Origin of the sequence: Mammaliicoccus lentus, assembly GCF_947036595.1 — a bacterium.
GTDB lineage: Bacteria > Bacillota > Bacilli > Staphylococcales > Staphylococcaceae > Mammaliicoccus > Mammaliicoccus lentus.
The window spans coordinates 2,453,278-2,477,879 of sequence record NZ_OX344834.1 but is presented as its reverse complement, the minus strand read 5'-3'; the positions used below and the strand labels follow the sequence as shown (position 1 = coordinate 2,477,879).

The window sequence follows — 24,602 nt, the reverse complement described above, 5'->3', positions numbered from 1 at the left end:
CTTACAAAGGAGGGAGAATATGCCCCTAATAATAATATTAATAGGTATTATTTTATTATTAATCATGATTATGGTATTTAAACTAAATACTTTTGTATCTTTAATAATTACGTCTTTTATTGTAGCAATTATGCTGGGAATGCCTTTAAATAAAGTAGTAGAGTCTATAGAATCTGGTCTTGGAGGAACATTAGGACATATAGCTTTAATTTTTGGAATGGGAGCAATGTTAGGCAAATTAATTGCTAATTCAGGTGGTGCACATCAGATTGCTCACACTCTAATTAATAAATTTGGAGAAAAAAGAATACAGTGGGCTGTATTATTAGCATCATTTATCGTCGGTATAGCATTGTTTCTTGAAGTAGCTATTGTATTACTTATCCCAATTATTATTTCAATAGCAAAAGAACTTAAAATTTCAGTTGTAAAATTAGGGTTAGCAATGGTTACAGCAGCACTAGCTACTCATGCTTTTTTACCACCTCATCCTGGCCCTATAGCTGTTTCAGCAGAATACGGAGCTAATATTGGAATAGTCTTAGTATACGGTATTATTGTAGCTATACCTACAGTAATTATTTCTGGTATTTATTATCCGAAAATAGCTCAAAAAATAGTACCTTCAGCTTTTGGGAAAGAGCAGTTAGAAAGATCTACATTTGCAACTACAGAAAATGTGAAATTTAATAAATTACCAACTTTTAGATTGAGTTTATTTACTGCATTATTTCCGGTATTATTAATGGCAATAGGTGCTTTATTAGATATATTACAAAAACAAATGGGTTTTGGAGATAATGTATTTATAAATATTCTAAAATTAATAACTAACTCCTCAACTGCTATGCTAATATCTTTAATTATTGCATTATATACAATGGGGATTATGCAAAATATATCAAAAAAACAAATAGCCGACTCATGTACTGATGCAATTAACTCGATGGGGATGTTGCTTCTTGTTATCGGTGGTGGTGGCGCTCTCAAACAAGTTATTATTGACGGTGGTGTAGGAGATTATATTGCAAAGCTTTTTGATGGGGCAAATTTATCTCCAATTATATTGGCATGGGTGGTGGCTGCTATTTTAAGGCTAGCATTAGGATCTGGAACCGTAGCTACTCTGACAACAGCTGGTTTAGTAATACCTTCGTTAAATGGAGTTCCAGACGTCAATTTAGAACTCGTGGCGTTAGCGACAGGCGCGGGTAGTGCAGTTGCTTCTCATGTAAATGATGCTGGTTTTTGGATGGTTAAAGAATCTTTAGGTATGACTTTAAAAGAAGCTTTCGGAACTTATACAGTCTTATCTACGATTGTCGGTGTTTGTGGGTTAATATTTACTTTAATATTAGATATATTTGTTTAAACTATTGTCTTAATCTTATTTCACTAAGAATTTATAAAAATAATACTTTTATATTTTTTCTACATAGGATGTTATTATATATTTAATAAAAAGAGCCCTCAGCATGCTGATGAGCTACTCTAAATTATAGGAATAAAATAAAAACACTTTCGTTGAATTCATATTAAAATGAATTTATATGGAGGTGTTTTTTTATGAAAAGAGACGTATATTCATTGGTTATAATGGGCACCTAAAATATATGAACTACGACTATGTTTTCTACAAATAAATTTCTCTACCTCCAAAATTTTTAATGTTTCTCTTATTGTAATACGGCATACAGTATACTGTGTATCAAGCTATCACTTAGATGGTAACTTGTTTCCTACCTTACTAGTTATAACCAGTTAAAGTTTATAATACTTTTAGATAACTTGACCTAACAACCAATTATATATTATATTACTCCGTGAGTATTTTTACACATTACTGAAATCGCTTTCAGTAATTGTGGAAATATTTTATGCATGAATTAATTGAAGAAAAATGATTTGAAGCATTTTTGTTTGATTTTTAAAATATAGGAGGTGTGTATTTTAGATGAGTAAAAAAATCAAGAATCCGTCCTTATTTATGTCAATATCATTATTATTAGTAATAGCTTTCTTTTTAGTCTACGGTATTATGGTTGCCCAATATCAAGTCCAATTTATGTTAATTTTAAGTGGTGTTGTTGCCTCTATATTTGCAGTTTTTCATGGAGAAACATGGAACAATATTATAGAAATTATGTCACAGAAGATAAAATCTGGTTTACTTCTTTTTTTAGTGTTATTAAGCGTTGGGTTAGTTATTGGTACATGGATGATGTCTGGGACTATACCTTATCTAATGTCTTTTGGTATAAACATCATAAGTCCCCAATACCTTTATCTAATGTCTTTTATTGCAGCCGCGATTGTATCTTTATGTATGGGGAGTTCTTTTTCTTCTGTGGGGACTATAGGTATTGCTGTTATGGGAGTAGCATCAGCTATGGATATTAACCTTGCAATAACAGCAGGTGCAATAGTATCAGGCGCTTACTTTGGAGATAAATTATCCCCCTTGTCGGACACTGTTATTATGGCTTCGCTAGTTTCAGAAGTTGATGTTTATCAACACATTCGACATTTACTATATACAACAATACCTTCAATGATAATATCTATTACTATATTTTTTTTAGCAGGATTGAAAATAAATCCTAAAAATACTGAACTAGGGAATGTTAACGAAATTGATTCTAATCTCCATCAATTATTTGATATGAATTTAATTCTACTTATTCCACCTTTAATCATACTGATTGGTTCGCTTATGAAAAAGCATGTTTTAATTGTCTTGTTTTTATCTGCTGTCTCAGCTATGGTAATCTCTTTAACTATGCAGCATTATCCACTAAAAATGGTTATAGAAGCTGGTATTGAAGGGTTTAATCCAAACATGTTATCCAATGTTATACCGAACTTTGAAAAAAGTAGTATCAATAACACTGTCATTGAAATTTTAAATGCTGGAGGTATTACTAGCATGGGCAGTACTATTTTAACTTTGTTTTGTGCTTTTTTCTTTGCGGCGGCTATAGAAGCATCTAAAGTTTTAAAAGTTGTAATAGCTAGAGTTTTAAGTTTAATAAAAACAGCAACAAGTACAATACTTGTTTCTCTTGCTTCTGGATTAGCAATTATTTTATCAACAGGCAATGGTACAGTAACTTTCTTTTTAATGAAGGATCTTTTTAGTAAGCAATATACTAAACAGGGATTACATCAATTGAATTTATCACGAAGCATGGAAGATTCTGGAGCAATACCAGAAGCAGCTTTTCCATGGACCAGTGCTGCTGTTTATATGGCTACTACATTGGGTGTTAGTACTGTTGAATATGGACCATGGGCTATATTCAATTTGCTAGGTATCGTTTTTTCCGCACTTCTAGCTATATTAGGTCCGTATATTAATTGGTTTGGTATTAAGAAAATAAAAGTAGATAATAGTAGCGAAAGCTAGCACAAATATAATTTTAATATTTTTCATATTTTATCTCACCTTTTAAACCTAATTTTTCACTACTAAAACTTAATCTGTTTTTGCAATTATTTTTAGTTTCCTTATAAAATCAATTTTAATATATATGTTATTTTTCGTTTTTTTCTTTATTCAAACCAATATATTTTTGATTATATGTATTTATATTCTAAAAATAGTAGAATGTTTCAAAATGACAATATCAAGAAAGGAAGGTTTTTTATGAAAGCAGCCATTATGGAAAATACAAATAGCATACCAGAAATCGGAACATTCCCTGAACCGCAAAATAATAATGAGTTAGTAAAAGTTAACGTTTCAAAAGTAGCTTTAGAAAATGTAGATAAATTAATATTTTCTGGACAACATTATACAAGTAGTCAATTTACTGAAATTAAACCCTTTATTCCCGGTTTGAGCGGCATTGGTAAACTTGATACAGGGGAGACTGTTTCTTTTTCTAATTTACAACCTCCTTATGGATCACTTGCTGAATTTGCTTATGTTTCTGATAAAAATCTAACGTATATTTCTGAAAAAACTGATTTTAAAAAAATAGCTACAGTACCAAAATCAGCTATGACTTCTGCAATACCATTAGTGGCTTCAAAAGAAACTCTTAAAGAAAAGGTTGTTTTAATCAATGGAGCAACTGGATTTGCGGGACAAATTGCTGTACAAATTGCTAAACATTTAGGCGCAAAAACTATTATTGCTACAGGACGAAACAAAGAAACACTTAATAAATTATTATCATTAGGTGCAGATAAAGTTTTTAATTTAACAGAAGAAAAGAACTTACTAGCAAAATCAATTAAAAATAATCGTCCTCATTTGATAATTGATTATTTATGGGGTGAACCTACTGAATTAATTTTAGATAGCCTAATACCAGAGTCTTTTGATTTTTCAACAGTAACTAAGCTATTTCAAGTTGGACAATCAGCAGGAAAGAGAATATCTATCGATGCTACTTCTATACGTACTTCTGGGGTCGAGATAGTAGGTTTTGTTCATTATTATAATCAAGATACTTTAAAAAAAGCTGAGGATGTTGTATTTAAGTTATTAGATAATGATAACATCTCTGTTCCCATAAAAGAATTTGATTTCAACGATATTTCTGATGCTTGGGAATACCAACCTCAGAATGGGGAAAGAGTTGTTATAAATATTAATTAAAGAATAAACAAGAAGTTGGTAAAAGCAAACTATAGAATAATTTTGCATTTCCAACCTTTATGATTTTATAATACATCTAACGAGAATAAGGATTCATTAACATGTCAAATCCCAATCTGTGTCTGTAGTGAAGGTTTTTATGTAGATTATACTCTGATAATCAGCGAATATGTATACTATTTGTTATACATAAAATGAATATGTTATTTAATCATTATTGCCCAAGCAAATCATATTAAACAAGAGTTTTTTTGAAAAATATACCTAAAAGCCATACAAGTGAATATGATAATCCGCCAATAATAAAAGAGTATATAACACTACTATGATCAACAATATAAGAAATTATTAATGTACTTAAAGCAAAACTAAAACTATATACCATATTATTTAATATATAAGTTTGTGTTATATCTTCTGATTTTAAATCTTTTTGAAGTTTAGAATTCAAAATTATTGTTCTGATTTCGTTAAAAAAACCATATAAAAACGAGCATATTAAGGCAATGATAATAAGTTTATGTATTGCAAATGATGCATTTAATATACTTATTATTATTGGAAGGTAAATAATAATAAAAGAAGATTTTCTTTCGAAAATATCATATTTAAAATTAACTAAAATTCCTGAAATAATCATACCACTAAAGAATAGGGAATTTATAAAACCAAACCAAATTACATTTAGATTTAAGAAACTTTGTATATATACTAACAATATTGCAGCTATCCATACACTATGCGCAAATGATTCTACAAAAGTTGATAAGTTAAAAAATAAACTAAGTTTATTTGAAAGATTTGTTTTTAACATATTTTTAAATGAATTTAATATTGAATTTTTTTCTTCTTTCTGTTCATTAATCCCAGTTAATTTTAAAATAAATATAAGTGAAATAATATATAGAGAAATTGTGAAAAAGATTATATTAATATAACCTATATAAGCTAATAAAATTCCGCCAATAGCCCAGCCACCAACTTGAATAGTGTTATTCATCGTATTCATTTTAGCATTTGATGGAGCAATCATATTTTCTTTTTCAATTAAAGGAATCATTGAATTTTTCACTGGATTCGTAAAACCATCAAAAAAAGAATTTAGAAAAATTAATATGTAAATTGATAAAGTTTGATTTGAATGTAGTATCAATAAAATAATTAATAACATAATAATTGTTTTAGAAGATTGAAAAATAACAAGAACATTCTTCTTAGTAAGAAATTGATAAATATAAGGCGATATAAATCCACTGATAAATATACCGATAGTTATAATAACTGGTATTAGTGCTGAGCTTGTTGCGCTTTTAGTTACTGTATATACATATGAGATAAGACCTACTATATATAAAATATCTCCAGTATTTGCAAAAAATTGGCTATAAAATAAATTTTTAAAATTTTTACTATGTTGTTTCATGATGTCTCCCTTACATTCTTTCAAAATATTTGGAATTTTCTGGAATTATATTATATAATTATTTTCCATATAAAGCAATTCGTGAAGTTCAGAGGAAATTTAAAGAAAGATTAGATTTTTCTATAGTTATATGAGAAGTAATAAACACTTAAAAGGTCAAAAATGAATCTGAAATATTAAAATCTAATCAAATAGGAGGGAAGATATTAAAAGATGAACGAAAATTCTTTTATGTGATATGTGGTGCTATATTTATACTTATTTTAAATTTAGGTAAATTGTTACATTATCAAAATACATAATAATTTTTCGCTCCTATACCATTTGATGTTAAAATACTTGTTTTCGTTACAAGTATTCACTTATAAACCAACCCCCTCACTATTTGCGGTAGTGAGTTTTTTGTTTTGTTATAAAATTTACACTTTATTTTAATATGTTTCAATAGTATTTATAATTTAGAAAATGAATAAATAATTTGAATAAAAAAGATGCAATTACATTAATAATTATTGCTATTTGCTTATATTTTAGTAAAATTATCTGTATTAGTTTGCAGAATTTTTAGAAACTTTAAAACAAAGGGGAATTTTATGGATGAGTTCGGGTTTTTATCGTTAATACCACCGATAATAGCAATTTTTATGGTATTGCTTACAAGAAGTGTGATTATTTCTTTATTTATAGGGCTTTTTTCAGGAATATTATTATTAAATAATTTCCATATTATACAATCATTAAAAGTTTTAATTAAAGATTTTATCTATACAACAATGTCTGATGATGGAAATATAGGAGTATTAGTATTATTAATCTTTATAGGAGGCTTTGTTGCTCTTTTAGAAATTTCTGGAGGAGGTAAAGCTTTTGCTAATAAAGTTGTAGGTAATGTAAAAAGTAGAATTAAGATACAACTTTTTGCTTGGATAAGTGGTGTAGCTATTTTTTTCTCAGAGATGGGTACTCCATTAATTGTGGGACCGATATATGAAAAGCTGTTTGACAAAGCCAGAATATCGAGAGAAAAACTAGCTTGGATTATTGATTCTACCTCGTCTCCTGTCTCTGTTATGATTCCATTCATAGGTTGGGGCGTTTATATTATGGGATTGATAGAGAGTCAATTTAATAGCTTAAATATAAAAATGAGTTCTTGGGATGCATTTATTGAAGCACTTCCTTATTTCATATATCCTATTCTAGCAGTTTTAATTGTCCCTATAATTGTTATATTAAAATTAGATTTTGGACCTATGAAGAAAGCTGAAGAAAGAAGTATAAATACTGGAGAAATATATTGGCCAGAATCAAAACCTTTAAGAGAAAGTATATTAGAGGATGATGAAGTTTCTAAAAATAGTAGTCCGATTATGATCTGGTTACCAATATTAGTTTTGATTGTAAGCTTAATTTCTTTATTGGCTCCTAAAGGCTTTCCATTTCAAAGTGTTGAAGGAATAGATTTTAGAATAGCTTTAACGCTTTCTTACTTCTTTGCATCAATAACTTTAGTCGTATTATTAGTAATTTACAAAATACGTAAACTTGGAGAAGCAATAGCATCTTATACAACAGGCATGAAAAAAATGACGGATATATTAATTATTTTAATTTTATCATGGTCCCTTGGATTACTATTAGACAAATTAGGAACTGCAAATTATATTGTCGAAATTATTAATGGCAATATTCCTATTGCTATAGTTCCTGGATTAATATTTGTTGTGGGAGCTGGCATGTCATTTGCCAATGGTACGTCGTGGGGTACTTTTGCCATCATGCTACCGTTAGCTATGCCATTAGCTTTTCAACTAGATATACCGATGGCTGTTTGTATTGGAGCAGTAATATCTGGAGGGATTTTTGGAGATCATTGTTCACCAATTTCAGATACAACTATTTTATCTTCTACAGGTGCTGGATGTGACCATAAAGACCATAATAAAACTCAAATCCCAATAGCATTATTTAATGGAATTATAACTTTTGCTACTTTATTAGTAACAAGCCTTATAAACTTTAAATTTTCAATTTTATTCGCCATTGTATTTATGGTGTTTGGCGTGTTTTTATTTAATAAAATGAAATTAAAAACTTCTAATAATTAGGAGCGATTATATTATGAAACTTTGGCAGTCGTTTTAGAAAAATAAAAACGAACGTTTTTGACACAAATCCTCTTAATTTTGCATTAAGAGGATTTTCTTTGTAATCTGAGTATCATAACTTGTATTATAATCAATGTGTCTTAAAAATTGAAGTTCATGAGTTTTTAGACTTGAATAAGACGTCTCATTTGCCTCGAGAAGTATATTGTATGGATAAGATGTCATAAAACCATCCAAAAGGAGGAAATGAAATGGCGAAAATTGGTTATGCACGTGTATCAACACTAGATCAAAGTCTGGATGGACGAATTGATACACTTGAGGAATATGGTTGTGAACGTATCTTTAGCGAAAAAGCGAGTGGTCGCAAAAATAAATGAACGGAACTTGATAAATGCTTAGATTATTTACGTGAATGCGATATTTTAGTTATCTATAAACTAGATCTTCTTGGCCAAACAACCAAGCAATTAATTGAGTTATCTCAATGGTTAGATGATAATAGTATTGATTTACATATTATAGATATGAACGTATCAACCAAGGACGCGATGGGCAAAATGTTCTTTACAATGATGAGTGCATTCGCTGAACTTGAAGCTAATTTATTAAGTGAACGTACTAAAAAAGGGTTGGAAGCTGCAAGAGCAAGAGGGCGAAAAGGTGGCCGACCTTCACTACCAGATTATAAGAAAAGAGAGATTAAATTCTTATATGATGAACAGAATCTCACAGGTGAAGAGATTGCGAAACAAACAGGTGTGAGTCGTTCTACTGTATATAGAATAATAAAAATGAAGTAGTAAAAACAAATAATCACAGGAAGAAAACTAATAAAAGGAGAATCTCTAATTTGAAGATTCTCCTTTCATTAGTTTTTATAACCTTTATTATAATTTAACGAGAATTTTTGCTTGTGATTTATCGTTTACAAGTTGTTCAAATCCTGACTCTACAATATCATTTAACTCAATTTCATCAGTAACGACGTCTTTGACTTTTAAATTACCTTCGTTAATTAAGTCTATTGTTTGTTGAAATGTAGTAGGTGTATAAGCAATCGTCGAAGTAAGTTTTACACCTGTATTAGTTAATTGCATTGGATTCCATTCAATAGGATGACCGAATATAGAAACTATAACAACAATACCTCTTGCTTTAGTAACATCTATTGCAGATTTAAGTGTTGGCGCTACACCAGCTACCTCAAATGCTACATCAACGCCATTATCAGTGTATTTACTAATAACATCACTTGGATTTGATTCCCCAGAATTTATGGTATGAGTAGCACCTATTGCTTTAGCTTTATTAAGTCGATCTTCCGATAAATCGAAAACAAATATTTTGCTAGCGCCAGCTGCTTTGGCTGCTATAGTTGTTAATAAACCGATTGGTCCTGCACCAAAAATAGCAACAGTATCGCCAAATAGAACTTCGCCTTCTTTAATTGCTTGAACTGCAACAGCCGTCGGTTCTACAAGGGCTCCTTCTTTATCAGAAACATTATCTGGCAATTTATAAACATTCTCTTCTGGAGCGTTTGTAAATTCTGCAAATCCACCATCAGAACCTAAGCCTATAAATGAATAACCATCATAAAGATCAATATTTTCTTCTTTTTCACGATTTGAAACTGTAGGATTAATGACAACACGATCGCCTTTATTAAATTTTTTAACCTTAGAACCAATATCATCTACTACTCCTGCAAATTCGTGGCCTAATGTAACGGGCGCTTTTTGGCCAAGGAACGGGTCTGGTTTGTCTGTTGAAATAAATATAGGACCTTCTAAATATTCATGTAAATCTGTACCACAAATGCCAGCCCAAGACACTTTAACTTTAACCTCATTATCTTGTAACTCTTTACATTTTCGTTCTTCAACTCGTACATCCTTTTGACCATACCAAACTGCTGCTTTCATTAATAAAACCTCCTTGTTTTAGCTAATTTAATAGTATGCCTTTTAAAAGTGACTTTCAAATAAACTAACTTTTTAATACAGTGTTTCTTAATTATTTTATAATTAGAGTGTACTTAAATAAAACACATAATAACAATATGAAGTTTACTTGTATTTTTCTTTTATACTATTAACATTTACTTTTCTATTAATAATATTATAAGTATTAAATTCTTTAGAAAAATCACTAGCTTCCACATTTTTCATAGTAAATGTTATTAATTTAATTATGTCACTTACTATTTCTTGAAATTTAAATGCGTCTTCTCTTTCATAAGAAAGTCCTTCATGAACAATTTTATTTCTCATAGGATAATAATCTTTTTTATATTTGTCTATACAGTTTTTAATCACATAAGAATCATTTAAATTCAAGGTATCTATTATTTTTTTTAAGTGATCTTTAATAAGATTAGCATAACCACATTCAAGGATATTTCTTAATTTTTCATCACTTAATTTTTCATCTAATTTATAATAACCTTCTAAAAATCGTGTGATAAAAACTTCTAATGCAGTCTGAATTTGGATAATTGCTAAATTATAATCTGCTTTATATATTGCTCTTTCACCTTTTCTCATTGCTATTACATATGTATTACTAGGATGATTACTCAACATTTGATAATTTTTTTTAATGTTCAATAATTCGGTTTGTCTTAATTCCGAATACTGATCGTTTTCTATTTTATCAGGCATGTCTATTAAAAAAAGGCTCATATCTTGTATTTCACCTTTTATGCTATATATCACATAGTATGGAATGCTTAATATATCTCCAAGAGACAATTGGAATATATTGTGATATTGATACTTAACACTAATAATTTTTATAAAATTATTAAGAGTATGTAATTGCTTGTTAAAAATTTCAGTGATAATTTTATTTTTTTTAGATTCTCTAGATGTAGATTCGAATTTCACTTTTTTAAATTTAGTATGACTAATAACTGAAGTTATTTCAATATATGACTGTCTCTCTCTTTTAATATTATCATTTTCTAAGATATTGTGTTCGCTATGAATAAACTTCATAAATGTATTCTCTTCATTTATAAAATCAATATTTTCAATTTCTTTTATAGGTATTCTAAAAGGCAACAAGTATTTAAATGTTATTAATTTTCCCTTCCCCTTATCTTTAAAGACATTGTTTTTATATATTTCACTTTTTAACATTTTGAATTCTAAATTTATTCTGTTTTTATCCAATATTTATTTACGCTCCTATAATCGTTTTATTTCTTTGTAATCTAACTTTGCATTTCCTTAGACTATGATGTTATAATGTATTTAACAAGGAACTAGCATAGATACACCAATCCCCTCACTACTCGCAATAGTAAGGGGATTTTTTGGTGTGGCTAGTCGCCTATTATTTATCATCGCGCTTGCGTAGTCAATGCGTAAACAGCGCAATAATACAACCACTGATGAATGACAGAGATTATGTTTATACATAATAAAACACAATTAGCTTATGAATTTACGAATACTTGCCAAAGTATTTTATGTGTAGACTATAACTTGAACGCACATTTATGCTAGAAAAATTAATGGTTGGAATAAATATTAATTTTTAAATAAAAATATTATTCATAAGAATTTAGTATTTCTTTGCTTTTTTCTTGGAACATTTCAGAAACGATAAATGATTTCAAAATAGAAATTATATTTCTTCTTTTGAAAATAGGATTAATTTTTAAAGCTTCTTGTTCTAAAGCAAAATTATTACCGTTAAAGTTTTTTACCAGTTTAGAGAATTCTCTTAAGTCTTTTTTAGACAAATTAAACAAAACTATGGTTTCCTGGATTGTAGGTTCTTTCATATCCTCAGCATGTAGTAATCCAATAAGTGTTAATAAGTTAGTGTTGTGAAATCTTAATTTTTCAATTTCATCTAATAATAATTTGTATTCATTGCTTTCCAAAAAAATCTCTCCTTTAGTGTGAAAATGCGTCTATAGCCCAAGCTATATTTCTAGCATAAGTTGTTGGAACTCCTGCACTCGTTTTAGCATCTCCTAAGTGAGGATCAAATAAAGTTAAACCAAATTGGTAAATTATATTTAATCATACAATCAGCTATAGCATACATATCAAAACGTGTTGAATGTGCGACAAGATTATATCCATTAGTAAAAGATGTAATATCATTATAGATATTTTTAAAAGCGGGGCTATCTACTACATCTTCTTCTTCATTCTCGTGAATCATAACATTAAACGCATAAAATAAGTTTCTGGATTTACCAAAGCGTAATATATTTCTATAACTTTATTACCTTTTACTTTAACATTCCTAATGTACAGATAGAACTTCTATCACTGTTTGCAGTCTCTAAATCAATAGCTACAAAATCCATAATACCCCATGACAACTACTATACCATCTATACTATATTTAAAATGAGTATATACATATAACTAAAGATAAAAATGGAAATGATATTTCTTTAATATACTTTGAAAATGATGGAGAAATAGGAGTATGTGCTTATGCGCTCAAACTGTACAAAAAACTCGAGGAGCAACATTCTGCTAATAATTAGAGGTGATATTATGAAAAAAGTTTTTAATATTTGGATTGCTTTAATGCTGTTAATTTTAATAACATCATGGACGGTATTAAGCGTAAAATTTGGCGATAGCAATACAGCTCAAATAATTTTTGCCAATACATTTATATTTATTGCTTACATTATTTATTTAATAAGATTTTATAAATTTAACAAACAACAAAACACTTAATTTTTAGCCGGACTTTATTATTCAAAATTTTTTCGCGTTATAAGTATGTGCATCCACTTCCGATAAGTTAGATTATGTGATTTTATCTCTTTTTTATAAGAAATTTCATTTTTAACTGATAAATTTAAATTCAATGTTTTTTCATATTAAAAAGGGGAACAATATTAATACAATTCTTTTAAGAAATTTAAAAATTGTTGTATATGTTTGTAAGATAGAGCCAATCCAAAATTATTTGGGTTGGTTTTTTTATGTTTATAATTACTTAAAACTAAGATAACAATTGATTAGGGGATACGCTCGTTATGAATATTATGTTGTTTTAGTGGTATATAAATAGAAAATTAGAAAATTTTATAGGAGGGGCAACATGTTATTAAAAGAATGGGAAAATGAAAAGGAAACGTTGCATTTACTTTCTCAAATATTAGGCAAGTATAAACTTGAATGTTCATATCAAGAGCCACAATGGGAGCATGTGATATTAGATATTACTGTAGAGGGCTTTACTACTGGAATGCTTCATTATAAAGATAAAGATTTTTATATAACAGTTAATTTAATTGATCATGTTATAGAGATAAGAGTAGATCGAAATAAGGAATCTATTGAATTAAAAAATGGCTTATCTATTCAATATTATTATTCGGAAATCCAGAAAGTATTAGAAAAACATGGATTAGACATGCAAATTAATACAACACCTCAAGAATTTCCTGATACTACGCCTTTTGAAAAAGATAGTCACCACCATCATTACAATAGTGAAATCTCTGGAAAAGTACTTGATTTAATGAAATTTGCTTATCATGCTGAAGCTCAATTTATTTCTTCTTTACGTACAAGAAGAGTTAAACCTGGTTTATTCTGGGGTACATTTGATATTTCGAGCATTATAGTTTATAACTCACATCAACCTTTTGAAGATGATTCGAAAATCATTGAACGTGCTGCTTTTGATGAAGAAATGATTGAGTTTGGCTTTTGGTTTGGTGATGATAATTTTAAAGGTCCTACATTCTTTGTATTACCTTATCCTTTTGCTGATAAGAAATTTGAACACAATGATAAATTTCCAGAAGGAAGCTATTTTGATGAAAATTTAGGTGAGTTTATTATTGAAGTTTCAAACTATAATAACGATACAATTCAAGATATAGTAAAATTCTTTTATGAATCTTATAGTATTTTTAAAGACGATCTTGAATGGAAGAACTGTGAACATTTCCACTTACCACTCAAAATGAAGGAAAATAATTTAAAATAATGACAAGACTTTAAGTTTTAATTGTTTCGTGCATAAATATAACCCCCCCTTACTATTACGAATAGTGAGGGGGTTTTGTATTTGTTCTATGTAATAATTTCTACGTGATGTGATTTTAATTGTGATAGAAATTTCTTGTCAGCTTCTTTGTCTGTAATCAATACATCTATATCATCTATATCGCAGACACGTGCTGTTACGACTTTATCGAATTTAGTACTATCACATGTTAAAAATACTTTTTGTGAAATGGACATAATCTTCTTTCTTGTTGCGACTTCATCTATATTAAAGTCTGTTATACCTTTTTCTATTGATAAGCCACTTGCACAAAGGAAAGCTTTATCGATATTTATTTTATCAAAATCGAATAAAAAGTCATAAGATGTAACAGATTGTTCTGATGCTCTGAATCGACCTCCGATTGAAATGATGTCATTGTTAGTATTTTTACAAGCTAACATTACAGGTATAGAATTTGTAAAGATTGTTAAACCTTGTTTCTGTGAAAGGAAACGAGCGATTTGTAATGTTGTCGATCCGCTATCTAAATAAATACAGTCTCCATCTTGAATGATGTTTACCGCTTGTTGTGCGATGGCTTCTTTCTTATTTAAGTTTAATCCTAAACGTTGTTCAATAATGGATTCGCCACTTTGCTCTTCTTTAATACGAATGCCACCATATTCTTTTATAATCAAGCCATCTTTGGCTAATTCATTTATATCTCTTCTTAATGTTTCCATTGATATCTCAAAATCACGACATATGGCTTTCATTGTTAACACTTTTTCTTTTTTTAATTTTTCTACGATTAATGCTCTTCTTTTCGATGGTAACAATGTATCAACCTCCATAGTTTATAAATTATTTTAAGAGGGAATATGGGTAAAACACAACAATTGGTCATGATGTAGTCATAAATTAATAATTATTTACACTAAATTGATTGTGAGTTAACATTTCTCCTTTATATTTGAAGTATAACAAAAAGGAGGGTTTGTTTTGCTAGAATTACGAAATGTTAACAAACAATTTAAAGACAATAAAGTATTGAATGATATAAATTTAAGTATTGAACAAGGTGAAATTGTGACCTTATTAGGACCAAGTGGTTGTGGTAAGACGACAATTTTAAATATGATATTGGGATTAACGGATGTAACTGACGGGGAAATCATCTATCAAGGTAAACCAATTCATAACGTATCAATGAAGAAGAGAGGCTTTAATATAGTCTTTCAAGATTTTTGTCTTTTTCCTCATTTAAACGCATATCAAAACATTGTTTATGGTTTAAAAAATAAAAAATCAATCGATCATCAATTATATGAAGAATTAATAGATATTTTAGAATTAGAACCTCATTTAAATAAAAAGATTCATCAATTATCAGGTGGGCAAAAACAACGTGTTTCAATAGCTAGAACATTAATTATGCAACCTAAAATATTATTAATGGATGAACCTTTAAGTGCTTTAGACGGTGTTATTAAAGAAAGTATTAAAGATAAAATTCAAGAAATTGCTAAAAAGTTTAATTTAACAACGATTATAGTGACGCATGATCCAGAAGAAGCTTTAACGATTTCAGATAAAGTGGTTGTTATACAAAATGGGTATGTTGCTCAGTTTGATAAACCGGAAAATATTTTATATAAACCTAATAGTCCATTTATTGAAAAATTCATTATTAACCAATTAAATATTAAACGTGAAAATATATTTAAGTTATTTGGAGAAGCAAATGGTGCATAAAAATTTAGGTCAAAAGCTTTTATTTACATTGCTTATATTATTTTTTATAGCATTTTTAATTTTACCTATTGTCGTTTTGATATCACGTGCATTTATATTTGAACAAAATATCTCATTACAACATATTCAAACGATTTTATCAGATTCAGAAATTATACAAGCAATGTTTAATAGTATTAAAGTATCACTTTTAGCAGCAATTATCACGACAATTTTGGCGTTTACGATTGCTTATACCATTCATATAACAATGGTTAATAAATGGGTTAAATCTTTTTGTAATACTTTGATTTTAATACCGATGCTTATACCTACGATTACTTATGGATTTGTACTCATTTACACTTTTGGTAATGAAGGTATTTTAGCTAGAGTTTTCGGTGAAGCACCTTTCACAATATATGGCCGAAATGGATTATTGATGGGCTATGTTATTTACACATTACCGATAGTATTTGTTGTTATATCTAACGCATTTAACTATATAGATAAGCGATTTTGTTATATTTCTGAACTAATGGGAGATAGACCGTTTCGGACGTTTTATCACACAATTGCTAGACCTATGTTTGTACCTGTTATGGGAGCGTTCGTATTATCATTTATTTTAAGTTTTACAGACTTCGGAATTCCAGCATCATTAAGTGCTGATTATCCGGTTATTGCACTATCGTTATATCAAGCAATGCTTGGATCACTTCCTAAATTTGGAGAAGGTGCAGCCATTGCGATTATTATGCTCATACCTGCATTGCTAGGATTTATTTTATTAACAGTTATCGAACGATTTAACGTAGAGCATTCATCACAGAAATGTGTTGAACTGAAGAAAAGAAAATTTCATGACTACGCATTTGGAAGTGTATCTATATGCATTGTGACGTTTATCGCATTATTGTTCTTAGTCATGTTTATTATTCCGTTTACAAAAGGATATCCTTATGAATTAACATTTACTTTCAGTCATTTAGTTCAATTATTTAAAGATGACATATTGATTAGAACATATTTACAATCACTATTTGTAGCTTTCGGTACGGCGATTTTCGGTGTTCTTATCAGCTTTACAAGTGCATTAATTTCAGTGCGTACAAATGTAAAAGGTCGGCAATCACTTAACTTATTGTCCATTGTAACCAATACAGTTCCAGGTATGGTATTAGGTTTGAGCTACCTATTGCTATTTAATAACAGTAGTTTAAAAGGAACGTTACTCATTATTATTCTCAGCAACATTGTCCATTACTTTACGACGCCTTATTTAATGGCGAAAGGGGCATTAGAAAAATTAGATATGTCTTGGGATGTGACAAGTACATTGCTAGAAGATACTTGGCTGCAGACAATATTTAGAATCATTTTACCTAATATGAAAAGCACAATTATAAATATATTCCAGTATTACTTCGTGAACGCGATGGTCACAATAAGTGGTGTAATATTCCTTATCACAAGTTCGACCATGTTAGTCTCGACTCAAATTAATGTATTACAGCATTTTAATGCATTTAACGATATATTTTTATTATCAATTTTCATATTTGTAACCAATTTAGTTATTAAAATGATTTGTACATTCAGTTTAGAATATCTCAAAAGAAAAGAGGTATCCTAATGAAAAAATGGATTATTTTACTTGTGGCAATATACTTATTCGTATTTACAATATCTTTAACAGGATTTGGTTCATCAAGTGATAAAGTAATTATTTATTCAAACGCAGATGAAGAGGCTATTGATATGATGGAAGACGCTTTAGATAAAGTAGGTTATAAAGATGAATACATCATTCAACCTCAACCAACATCTGAACTAGGTGGGAAAATTCTTGTTGAAGGTAAACATATAGAAGCTGATGTCATAACACAAGCTTCTTACTATATCGACAGCGCACAAGAAAAGCATAAAATGTTTCAAAATATAAAGTCAGACAAAGAACCGACACAGGACTCTTCAGATTATACTTTACCTTTATTAGGTAACACTGGATCTATTTTTATAAATGAGAAAGCGTTAAAAGATAAAAACTTACCCGTACCAAAAAGTATAAAAGATTTAACTAAAAGCAAATATAAAAATCAAATTGCTATGGCGAATATGTTAGATTCTTCTACTGGTTGGTTAGTCGTACAAAGTATTTTTGATCAATATGGCGAAAAAGAGGGCAAAGAAATTTTAACGAAACTATTTCAAAATATTGGACCTCATTTAGAAAGTTCAGGATCTGGTCCATTGAAAAAAGTTCAATCTGGTGAAGTAGCTATCGGTATTGGATTAAGATCACAAGCTATAGAAGCTTCTAAAAAGAGCCAATATATTAAAAATATTGACCCTAAAGAAGGCAATTATTCTTTAATAGAATCGCTAGCAGTTGTTGATAAAGGAAGTAAAAAGCAGAAAAAAGCGGCTGATATGGCTAAAGCAATACAAAAGCATGCTAGAAAAGACTTAATAAAACAATATCCAAAAGCTATCTATAAAGGAGAGAAAGTAGAGAAGAGTCAATTACCGAAATATCCAAAAAGTTGGGACGATAAACTAACAGTTCAACTTTTAGATAAGCATCAAGTTATTTATAAAGAAGCTAAAAAGAATGCTGAAACCAAAGAGAGGGGTAAATAAAAATGAAATTATTAACACCAGGTCCTTTAACAACGACGCAAACAGTTAAAGAACTAATGAATATTGATAGATGTACATGGGATGAGGATTATAAATCGATAACCCAAAACATTAGACAATCGTTATTAAAACTAGCAGAAGTTGACGAACAAGAATATACTACAATTTTAATGCAAGGAAGCGGAAGTTTTATAGTTGAAGCGGTTCTTCACACAGCTATTTCATCTGATGATAAATTACTTATTATTTCGAATGGTGCATATGGTGAAAGAATCATTAAAATGACAAAAAGACTTGGACATAATCATGTTGTCTATAATGTACCTTATGATGAAGCGCCAAGTGAAGAGACAATCGAACAATATATTCAATCTAATCCTGATATTACGCACATCGTTATGGTTCATTGTGAAACGACGACTGGCATACTCAACCCAGTTCAAAATGTAGGTGAAATTGCTAGAAAGCATAATTTAGTATTCATTTTAGATGCTATGAGTAGTTTTGGTGGTGTACCGATGAATATAGAAGAATTAGGTATTGATTATTTAATTAGTAGCGCAAATAAATGTATACAAGGTGTGCCTGGGTTTGGCTTTGTTATAGCGAAACAATCACACTTTATGACAACAAAAGGCAATTCGAAGAGTCTTTCATTAGATTTATATGATCAATGGAAGACAATGAATGTAGACGGTAAATGGAGATATACATCACCAACGCATGTCGTTGCTGCATTTTCACAAGCGATTGAAGAGTTGATTAAAGAAGGTGGAGTTGTAGCAAGATATGAAAGATATAAAAATAATAACTTATATCTTAGAGAAGAAATGACACGATTAGGATTCCATCCATATATTACATTGGATAAACAATCACCAATAATTACGACATATCTATTCCCAGATGCAGATTTTGATTTTAGTGACTTTTATAATCAAATTAAAGAAAAAGGATTTACGCTATATCCAGGTATGCTTATGGATGCTGATTCATTTAGAATAGGTAATATTGGAGATTTACACGAAGAAGATTTCAAAGAGTTAGTTCAACATATTAATCAGTACATGGAGGAAAGAGCATATGCATAAAATAGAAGCAGTAATCTTTGATTGGGCAGGTACGACAGTAGACTTTGGTTGTTTCGCACCATTAGAAGTATTTATTAACATCTTCAAGAAAAAGGATATCGATGTATCAATAGAAGAAGCTAGAAAACCGATGGGTATGTTGAAAATAGACCACATTAGAACAATGTTAGAAATGGATAATATTGAAAAGCAATGGACAGAAAAATATAATAGAAAACCAAATGAAACAGATGTTGAAGAATTATATGAAGCATTTGAAACAGAACTTATGTCATCATTAAAAAAATATACAGATCCAATTGAGCATGTCGTTACAACAATCAATAAATTAAAAGAAAATGGTATTAAAATTGGTTCGACGACAGGATATACGAGAGAAATGATGGAAGTAGTAACTGAAGAAGCTAAGAAAAAAGGCTATGCACCAGATTATCTAGCTACAGCAGAAGATGTAGGCGGGTACGGAAGACCATATCCATATATGATTTTTGAAAATATTAAACAACTCGGTATACCTTCAATTTATGAAGTTATTAAAGTAGGAGATACAGTTTCGGATATTAAAGAAGCTAAAAATGCGGGATTAATCAGTGTAGGCGTTGTTGACGGTAGCTCAATAATGGGATTAAACGAAGAAGAGTTTAACGAAATGAACGACGAAGATAAAGACAAACATAGAGAAAAAGTTAAAGAAACATTTAAAGAAGCAGGCGCTGATTATACGATTCTTAACTTAGGAGAATTACCTAAATTAATAAAAGATATTGAACAAAAATAAAATGAGTTTTTAATAAATAAGGAGAGGCTGAGACAAATTGATTGTCCCAGCCTCCTATTTATACCATAGAGTAACTTTTGAGATATGCGTCATTATAGGGAAGTTCTAATTGGATTAATGGCCACATAAATTCACGTAACCATACTCTTGTTGGATTATCTATAACAATAATCCAAATAGACATACTCTTATTGGATTTTCTATGACAATAATCCAAGTAGACGCACCTTTCTTGGATTATCTATCACAATAATCCAAGTAGACATACTCTTGTTGGATTTTTTATCACAATAATCCAATTAGACATACCCTTATTGGATTTTCTATCACAATAATCCAAATAGACACGCTCTTATTGGATTTTCTATGACATTAATCCAATTAGACACACCTTTATTGGATTTTCTATAACAATAATCCAAATAGACACGCTCTTATTGGATTATCTATAACAATAATCCAAATAGACATACTCTTATTGGATTATCTATGACAATAATCCAAGTAGACGCACCTTTATTGGATTATCTATGACAATAATCCAAGTAGACGCACCTTTATTGGATTATCTATGACAATAATCCAAGTAGACACACCTTTATTGGATTATCTATGACAATAATCCAAGTAGACGCACCTTTATTGGATTTTCTACTTCATTAATCCAAATAGACACACTCTTGTTGGATTATCTATGACAATAATCCAAGTAGACGCACCTTTATTGGATTTTCTATAACAATAATCCAAATAGACATACTCTTGTTGGATTATCTACTTCATTAATCCAAGTAGACATACTCTAATTGGATTATCTATGACAATAATCCAAGTAGACGCACCTTTATTGGATTATCTATAACAATAATCCAAATAGACATACTCTTGTTGGATTATCTACTTCATTAATCCAATTAGAAGTACCCTTATTGGATTTTCTATGACAATAATCCAAGTAGACACACCCTTATTGGATTTTCTATAACAATAATCCAAGTAGACATACTCTAATTGGATTATCTATAACAATAATCCAAATAGACACACCCTTGTTGGATTATCTATTTCATTAATCCAACACATAACCCGAAGAATATATAAATAAAAGCTCCTAACCCATTAGTTCAATAAACTAGGGGTTAGGAGCTTTATTTTGAGTTAATGGTTTATACCACGCGCTCTATTATTTATCTGAGTCTGAATCTTTAGTCCATTCTTTAACTTTATCTTGGTTGTCATCTACCCATTTAGCTGCTGCTTTTTTAGGTGATGTACCTTCTTGGATGTCTAACATAACTTCTTCCATGTCTTTTGTCTTCCAGTTAAAGTTGTCTAAAATTTCATAAGCTTTTGGACTATCTTTCTTCAAGTCTTTACGAGCCATTGTATTAATATGTTCTGCTTCACCGAATGAACCTTTAGGGTCTTTCAAGTATTTTAGATCATATTTTTGGAATTTCCAGTGTGGAGACCAACCAGTAACTACAATGTCGTCTTTTTTCTTCATTGCTTGACCTAATGTAGTAGCCATTGCACCTGAAGATGAAGTTTCAACTTCCCATCCATCTAAGTTGTAATCTTTAACTGCTTTTTCAGATGCTTTAACAACACCAGCACCTGGTTCAATTCCTACAATTTTCTTACCAGCTTGATCTTTCAAGTCTTCAATTGAATCACCATCGAAGTCTTCAGGAACTACTAAACCAATTTTAGCTCCCTTAAGGTTTGCACCTAAGTTATCAAGATCTTTTTTATGTTTTTTGTATAAATCACCATGAGTTCCTGGTAACCACGCACTAACTGTTGCGTCAGTTTCACCTGATGCTACAGATTCCCACATTACTGCGTTATCTAAAGGTGTAGCTTCTACGTTATAACCTTCATCTTCTAAAACTTTTTGTATTACATGTGTTGAGGCAACTTCTGAATCCCACTCAACGTAAGATAATTTAATATCTTTTTTACCTAAGTCTCCATCTTCACTTGAGCCGCCATTCCCGCAAGCCGCTAATACAAGTGCTAATGATAGCATAAGAACGAGTACACGCCATTTGTTATTCATTCTGAATCCTCCTAAGTTTATTTGTTTTTAGATGATTGAGTGAAGCGGTCAATGATGATAGCAAGAATAACGATACTTAGTCCTGCTACAAATCCTGTTCCTACTTCTGCACGTTGTAGAGAACTTAATACGTCTCTACCTAAACCTGGTGCCCCAATCATTGATGCTATAACAACCATTGATAAAGCTAACATGACAGTTTGGTTAACACCGGCCATGATTGACGCTTTAGCAAGAGGGAGTTGTACCTTAATTAATTTTTGCATTGAAGTCGTACCAAATGAGTCACTTGCTTCAATTAGTTCTGCAGATATTTGTCTAATACCTAAGTTTGTTAAACGGATAGTAGGTGGTGTCGCAAAAATAATAGAAGCGAATACACCTGGAACCATACCAATACCGAAAAATGCTACTGCTGGAATTAAATAAACAAATGCAGGCATTGTTTGCATAAAGTCTAATATTGGTTTCATAATTGCTTGGAAACGATCACTTCTAGACATTAGAATACCAAGTGGAACACCAATAATAACTGATAATAAACTACTGATAATAACTAACGTCATTGTATTCAGTAACTGATCCCATAATTCTTGATTATAAATAAAGAGCAAGCCGATACCTACAAGAATAGGTGCGACGATTTTCTTATTCATAATGAAGTAAGCTAATATCATAACAATGATGATAAATACGAATGGATGTAACAAATCTAATAATGAAATGATGAACTGCATGAAGTTTCCTAAATACGTTTTAATAGGATCAAAAATAAAACTAAACGTATCAGTTAACCATTCAACAAACGAATCTGCCCATTCACCAAGAGGTAAGATAGGTAATAGATTAAGCATGATCCATCACCTCATTCCCTTGAGCTAACACATCGAATACTTCTTTGAAGTTTAATTTACCAACAATTTTGTCGTTCTCTTTAATCCAAAGTTCATGTGTTCCCGTTCTGAAATGTGGAAATGTTTCAAACAGTAGTGATTCTGCATCTATGAAAGTCTTATCGTCTGTCATTTCAACATTTTCTACTGAATCCATAATATGTTTAACTTTTAATACTTTAGAACGATCGATGTCTTTAACGAAATCTTTAACATAGTCGTTACCAGGGTTGATAACGATTTCTTCTGGTGTACCAACCTGAGCGATAGCACCATCTTTCATTAATGCGATACGATCCCCGATATGTAGTGCTTCGTCTAGGTCGTGTGTAATGAAAACAATTGTTTTTTTCATATCTTGTTGTAATTGTAATAGTTCATTCTGCATTTCTTTACGAATTAATGGGTCTAATGCTGAGAAAGCTTCATCCATTAATAGGATATCTGTGTCATTAGCTAAAGCTCTAGCTAAACCAACACGTTGTTGCATACCACCAGATAATTGATTTGGATATTGGTCTTTGTAACCATCAAGTCCAACCAATTTTAATGATTCTTCAGCTTTTGTTAATCGTTCTTTTTTCGGAACATCTTTAACTTCTAAACCAAAAGTAACATTCTCTACAACAGTTTTGAAGGGGAATAATGCGAAGCTTTGGAATACCATGCTTAAGTTATCTCTTCTGAAGTTTCTTAAATCTTCTTTGTTAAGAGAAGAAATATTATTTGAATTGATTAAGATATCGCCATCAGTTGGGTCTATTAATCGGTTAATCAAGCGAATTAGCGTTGATTTACCGCTCCCGGAAAGCCCCATGACTACGAATACCTCACCATCTTCAATAGTAAAGTTAGCGTTTTTAACGGCTACAGTAGAACCAGTTTCTTTAAGGATTTCGTCTTTTGACTTATTTTCCTTTAATAGTGATTTAACTTGGTCATTGTAATCGCCGAAAACTTTTGTAACGTCTTTGATTTGTATATTGCTCAAAATAACCAGTCCTTATCTATTTAATCGACTTATATTACACTAGCACAGTAAAATTTTATAGTCAAATTGATATTGCACAATTTATAACGTATTAAACTTAAATTCTTACGTGCGAAAATCATAAAAAGTTAATTAATTTTATAAGATATTAAATGCTCAAACCAGTATTAATAACAATAAAGAAAGCGCTTAATTTTTAGACATAAAGACGTGTTTCTTCATATTTAAAATAAGCGCTTTGAAAAAAGAATTTTTTTCTTTAAATTTTTTTAAAATTCAGTGTAA

The 24,602-nt window shown here is 30.0% G+C and carries 20 protein-coding genes and 1 pseudogene; 12 read left to right on the top strand and 9 right to left on the bottom strand.

The features are described 5' to 3' along the window. Positions 1–19 precede the first annotated feature (19 nt). The 3 genes from ACNMOQ_RS12305 (at position 20) to ACNMOQ_RS12295 (ending at position 4,606) form a co-directional block, all read left to right on the top strand. Positions 20–1,372 carry a gluconate:H+ symporter gene (locus ACNMOQ_RS12305; protein ID WP_282862594.1) on the top strand — a complete coding sequence of 451 codons (1,353 nt, stop codon included), beginning with the start codon at positions 20–22 and terminating at the stop codon, positions 1,370–1,372. A gap of 582 nt (positions 1,373–1,954) precedes the next feature. Beyond that, positions 1,955–3,406 carry a Na+/H+ antiporter NhaC gene (nhaC, locus tag ACNMOQ_RS12300; RefSeq protein ID WP_282862595.1) on the top strand — a complete coding sequence of 484 codons (1,452 nt, stop codon included), beginning with the start codon at positions 1,955–1,957 and terminating at the stop codon, positions 3,404–3,406. 240 nt (positions 3,407–3,646) lie between these two features. Continuing rightward, positions 3,647–4,606: a zinc-binding dehydrogenase gene (locus ACNMOQ_RS12295; protein ID WP_416349918.1), complete on the top strand. Its 960-nt coding sequence runs from the start codon at positions 3,647–3,649 to the stop codon at positions 4,604–4,606. Positions 4,607–4,841: 235 nt separating this feature from the next. Here the strand turns inward: ACNMOQ_RS12295 and ACNMOQ_RS12290 are convergent, their stop codons facing one another. Next, positions 4,842–6,029, bottom strand: a complete 1,188-nt coding sequence (locus ACNMOQ_RS12290) for an MFS transporter (RefSeq protein ID WP_416349917.1) — start codon at positions 6,027–6,029, stop codon at positions 4,842–4,844. Between the two features lie 593 nt (positions 6,030–6,622). On the opposite strand from ACNMOQ_RS12290, the gene ACNMOQ_RS12285 reads away from it, so the two are divergent. Together ACNMOQ_RS12285 and ACNMOQ_RS12280 are read left to right on the top strand one after the other, a co-directional pair. Next, positions 6,623–8,137: a Na+/H+ antiporter NhaC family protein gene (locus tag ACNMOQ_RS12285; RefSeq protein ID WP_416349916.1), complete on the top strand. Its 1,515-nt coding sequence runs from the start codon at positions 6,623–6,625 to the stop codon at positions 8,135–8,137. A gap of 251 nt (positions 8,138–8,388) precedes the next feature. After that, positions 8,389–8,940: pseudogene (locus ACNMOQ_RS12280) on the top strand (recombinase family protein). Positions 8,941–9,027: 87 nt separating this feature from the next. Here ACNMOQ_RS12280 and ACNMOQ_RS12275 read toward each other — a convergent pair. The 4 genes from ACNMOQ_RS12275 to ACNMOQ_RS12260 all read right to left on the bottom strand — a co-directional run bounded on the left by ACNMOQ_RS12275 (position 9,028) and on the right by ACNMOQ_RS12260 (position 12,322). Beyond that, positions 9,028–10,065: a 2,3-butanediol dehydrogenase gene (locus ACNMOQ_RS12275; protein WP_017000683.1), complete on the bottom strand. Its 1,038-nt coding sequence runs from the start codon at positions 10,063–10,065 to the stop codon at positions 9,028–9,030. Positions 10,066–10,209: 144 nt separating this feature from the next. Further along, positions 10,210–11,316, bottom strand: coding sequence for a hypothetical protein (locus ACNMOQ_RS12270; RefSeq protein WP_416349915.1), 1,107 nt, complete (start codon positions 11,314–11,316; stop codon positions 10,210–10,212). 380 nt (positions 11,317–11,696) lie between these two features. Beyond that, entirely contained in the window at positions 11,697–12,035 is a 339-nt protein-coding gene (locus ACNMOQ_RS12265; protein WP_135031473.1) for a hypothetical protein, read from the bottom strand. Positions 12,036–12,139: 104 nt separating this feature from the next. Continuing rightward, positions 12,140–12,322: a 3'-5' exonuclease family protein gene (locus tag ACNMOQ_RS12260; RefSeq protein WP_064211479.1), complete on the bottom strand. Its 183-nt coding sequence runs from the start codon at positions 12,320–12,322 to the stop codon at positions 12,140–12,142. A gap of 344 nt (positions 12,323–12,666) precedes the next feature. Between ACNMOQ_RS12260 and ACNMOQ_RS12255 the strand changes: the two genes are divergently transcribed. Further along, complete coding sequence (locus tag ACNMOQ_RS12255) at positions 12,667–12,855, top strand: hypothetical protein (RefSeq protein WP_064211506.1); 189 nt, start codon at positions 12,667–12,669, stop codon at positions 12,853–12,855. A 370-nt stretch (positions 12,856–13,225) separates the two neighbouring features. Then, a complete protein-coding gene (locus ACNMOQ_RS12250) occupies positions 13,226–14,122 on the top strand; it encodes a DUF5996 family protein (RefSeq protein ID WP_416349914.1) in 897 nt (298 codons plus the stop codon). Positions 14,123–14,208: 86 nt separating this feature from the next. Here the strand turns inward: ACNMOQ_RS12250 and ACNMOQ_RS12245 are convergent, their stop codons facing one another. Then, positions 14,209–14,964: a DeoR/GlpR family DNA-binding transcription regulator gene (locus ACNMOQ_RS12245; RefSeq protein ID WP_216683688.1), complete on the bottom strand. Its 756-nt coding sequence runs from the start codon at positions 14,962–14,964 to the stop codon at positions 14,209–14,211. 163 nt (positions 14,965–15,127) lie between these two features. Here ACNMOQ_RS12245 and ACNMOQ_RS12240 point away from each other — a divergent pair, with 163 nt between their 5' ends. Genes ACNMOQ_RS12240 through phnX form a run of 5 tightly spaced genes read left to right on the top strand, consistent with a single transcriptional unit; the run spans position 15,128 to position 20,371 of the window. After that, the gene (locus ACNMOQ_RS12240; protein WP_017000689.1) at positions 15,128–15,880 is read left to right on the top strand and encodes an ABC transporter ATP-binding protein; all 753 of its coding nucleotides are present in this window, start codon (positions 15,128–15,130) and stop codon (positions 15,878–15,880) included. Beyond that, positions 15,870–17,495, top strand: coding sequence for an ABC transporter permease subunit (locus ACNMOQ_RS12235; protein ID WP_416349913.1), 1,626 nt, complete (start codon positions 15,870–15,872; stop codon positions 17,493–17,495). The genes ACNMOQ_RS12240 and ACNMOQ_RS12235 overlap by 11 nt, the downstream gene beginning before the upstream one ends. Beyond that, positions 17,495–18,502 carry an extracellular solute-binding protein gene (locus ACNMOQ_RS12230; protein ID WP_416349912.1) on the top strand — a complete coding sequence of 336 codons (1,008 nt, stop codon included), beginning with the start codon at positions 17,495–17,497 and terminating at the stop codon, positions 18,500–18,502. The genes ACNMOQ_RS12235 and ACNMOQ_RS12230 overlap by 1 nt, the downstream gene beginning before the upstream one ends. Before the next feature lie 2 nt (positions 18,503–18,504). After that, entirely contained in the window at positions 18,505–19,593 is a 1,089-nt protein-coding gene (phnW, locus tag ACNMOQ_RS12225; protein WP_416349911.1) for a 2-aminoethylphosphonate--pyruvate transaminase, read from the top strand. Beyond that, positions 19,586–20,371, top strand: a complete 786-nt coding sequence (gene phnX, locus ACNMOQ_RS12220; RefSeq protein WP_416349910.1) for a phosphonoacetaldehyde hydrolase — start codon at positions 19,586–19,588, stop codon at positions 20,369–20,371. The genes phnW and phnX overlap by 8 nt, the downstream gene beginning before the upstream one ends. A gap of 1,183 nt (positions 20,372–21,554) precedes the next feature. Here phnX and ACNMOQ_RS12215 read toward each other — a convergent pair. Genes ACNMOQ_RS12215 through ACNMOQ_RS12205 form a run of 3 tightly spaced genes read right to left on the bottom strand, consistent with a single transcriptional unit; the run spans position 21,555 to position 24,317 of the window. After that, a complete protein-coding gene (locus ACNMOQ_RS12215) occupies positions 21,555–22,433 on the bottom strand; it encodes a glycine betaine ABC transporter substrate-binding protein (protein WP_017000277.1) in 879 nt (292 codons plus the stop codon). Positions 22,434–22,450: 17 nt separating this feature from the next. Beyond that, the gene (locus ACNMOQ_RS12210) at positions 22,451–23,287 is read right to left on the bottom strand and encodes an ABC transporter permease (protein WP_064205266.1); all 837 of its coding nucleotides are present in this window, start codon (positions 23,285–23,287) and stop codon (positions 22,451–22,453) included. Next, entirely contained in the window at positions 23,280–24,317 is a 1,038-nt protein-coding gene (locus ACNMOQ_RS12205; protein ID WP_416349909.1) for a quaternary amine ABC transporter ATP-binding protein, read from the bottom strand. The genes ACNMOQ_RS12210 and ACNMOQ_RS12205 overlap by 8 nt, the downstream gene beginning before the upstream one ends. Positions 24,318–24,602: the final 285 nt, after the last annotated feature.

Bases quoted from the DNA above. Each gene is read 5' to 3' on its own strand.
- ACNMOQ_RS12215 (WP_017000277.1), bottom strand. From the start codon at position 22,433: ATGAATAACAAATGGCGTGTACTCGTTCTTATGCTATCATTAGCACTT.
- ACNMOQ_RS12285 (WP_416349916.1), top strand. From the start codon at position 6,623: ATGGATGAGTTCGGGTTTTTATCGTTAATACCACCGATAATAGCAATT.
- ACNMOQ_RS12275 (WP_017000683.1), bottom strand. From the start codon at position 10,065: ATGAAAGCAGCAGTTTGGTATGGTCAAAAGGATGTACGAGTTGAAGAA.
- ACNMOQ_RS12235 (WP_416349913.1), top strand. From the start codon at position 15,870: ATGGTGCATAAAAATTTAGGTCAAAAGCTTTTATTTACATTGCTTATA.
- ACNMOQ_RS12295 (WP_416349918.1), top strand. From the start codon at position 3,647: ATGAAAGCAGCCATTATGGAAAATACAAATAGCATACCAGAAATCGGA.
- ACNMOQ_RS12255 (WP_064211506.1), top strand. From the start codon at position 12,667: ATGAAAAAAGTTTTTAATATTTGGATTGCTTTAATGCTGTTAATTTTA.
- phnW (WP_416349911.1), top strand. From the start codon at position 18,505: ATGAAATTATTAACACCAGGTCCTTTAACAACGACGCAAACAGTTAAA.
- ACNMOQ_RS12260 (WP_064211479.1), bottom strand. From the start codon at position 12,322: ATGATTCACGAGAATGAAGAAGAAGATGTAGTAGATAGCCCCGCTTTT.
- ACNMOQ_RS12305 (WP_282862594.1), top strand. From the start codon at position 20: ATGCCCCTAATAATAATATTAATAGGTATTATTTTATTATTAATCATG.
- ACNMOQ_RS12210 (WP_064205266.1), bottom strand. From the start codon at position 23,287: ATGCTTAATCTATTACCTATCTTACCTCTTGGTGAATGGGCAGATTCG.
- ACNMOQ_RS12230 (WP_416349912.1), top strand. From the start codon at position 17,495: ATGAAAAAATGGATTATTTTACTTGTGGCAATATACTTATTCGTATTT.
- ACNMOQ_RS12250 (WP_416349914.1), top strand. From the start codon at position 13,226: ATGTTATTAAAAGAATGGGAAAATGAAAAGGAAACGTTGCATTTACTT.
- phnX (WP_416349910.1), top strand. From the start codon at position 19,586: ATGCATAAAATAGAAGCAGTAATCTTTGATTGGGCAGGTACGACAGTA.
- ACNMOQ_RS12290 (WP_416349917.1), bottom strand. From the start codon at position 6,029: ATGAAACAACATAGTAAAAATTTTAAAAATTTATTTTATAGCCAATTT.
- nhaC (WP_282862595.1), top strand. From the start codon at position 1,955: ATGAGTAAAAAAATCAAGAATCCGTCCTTATTTATGTCAATATCATTA.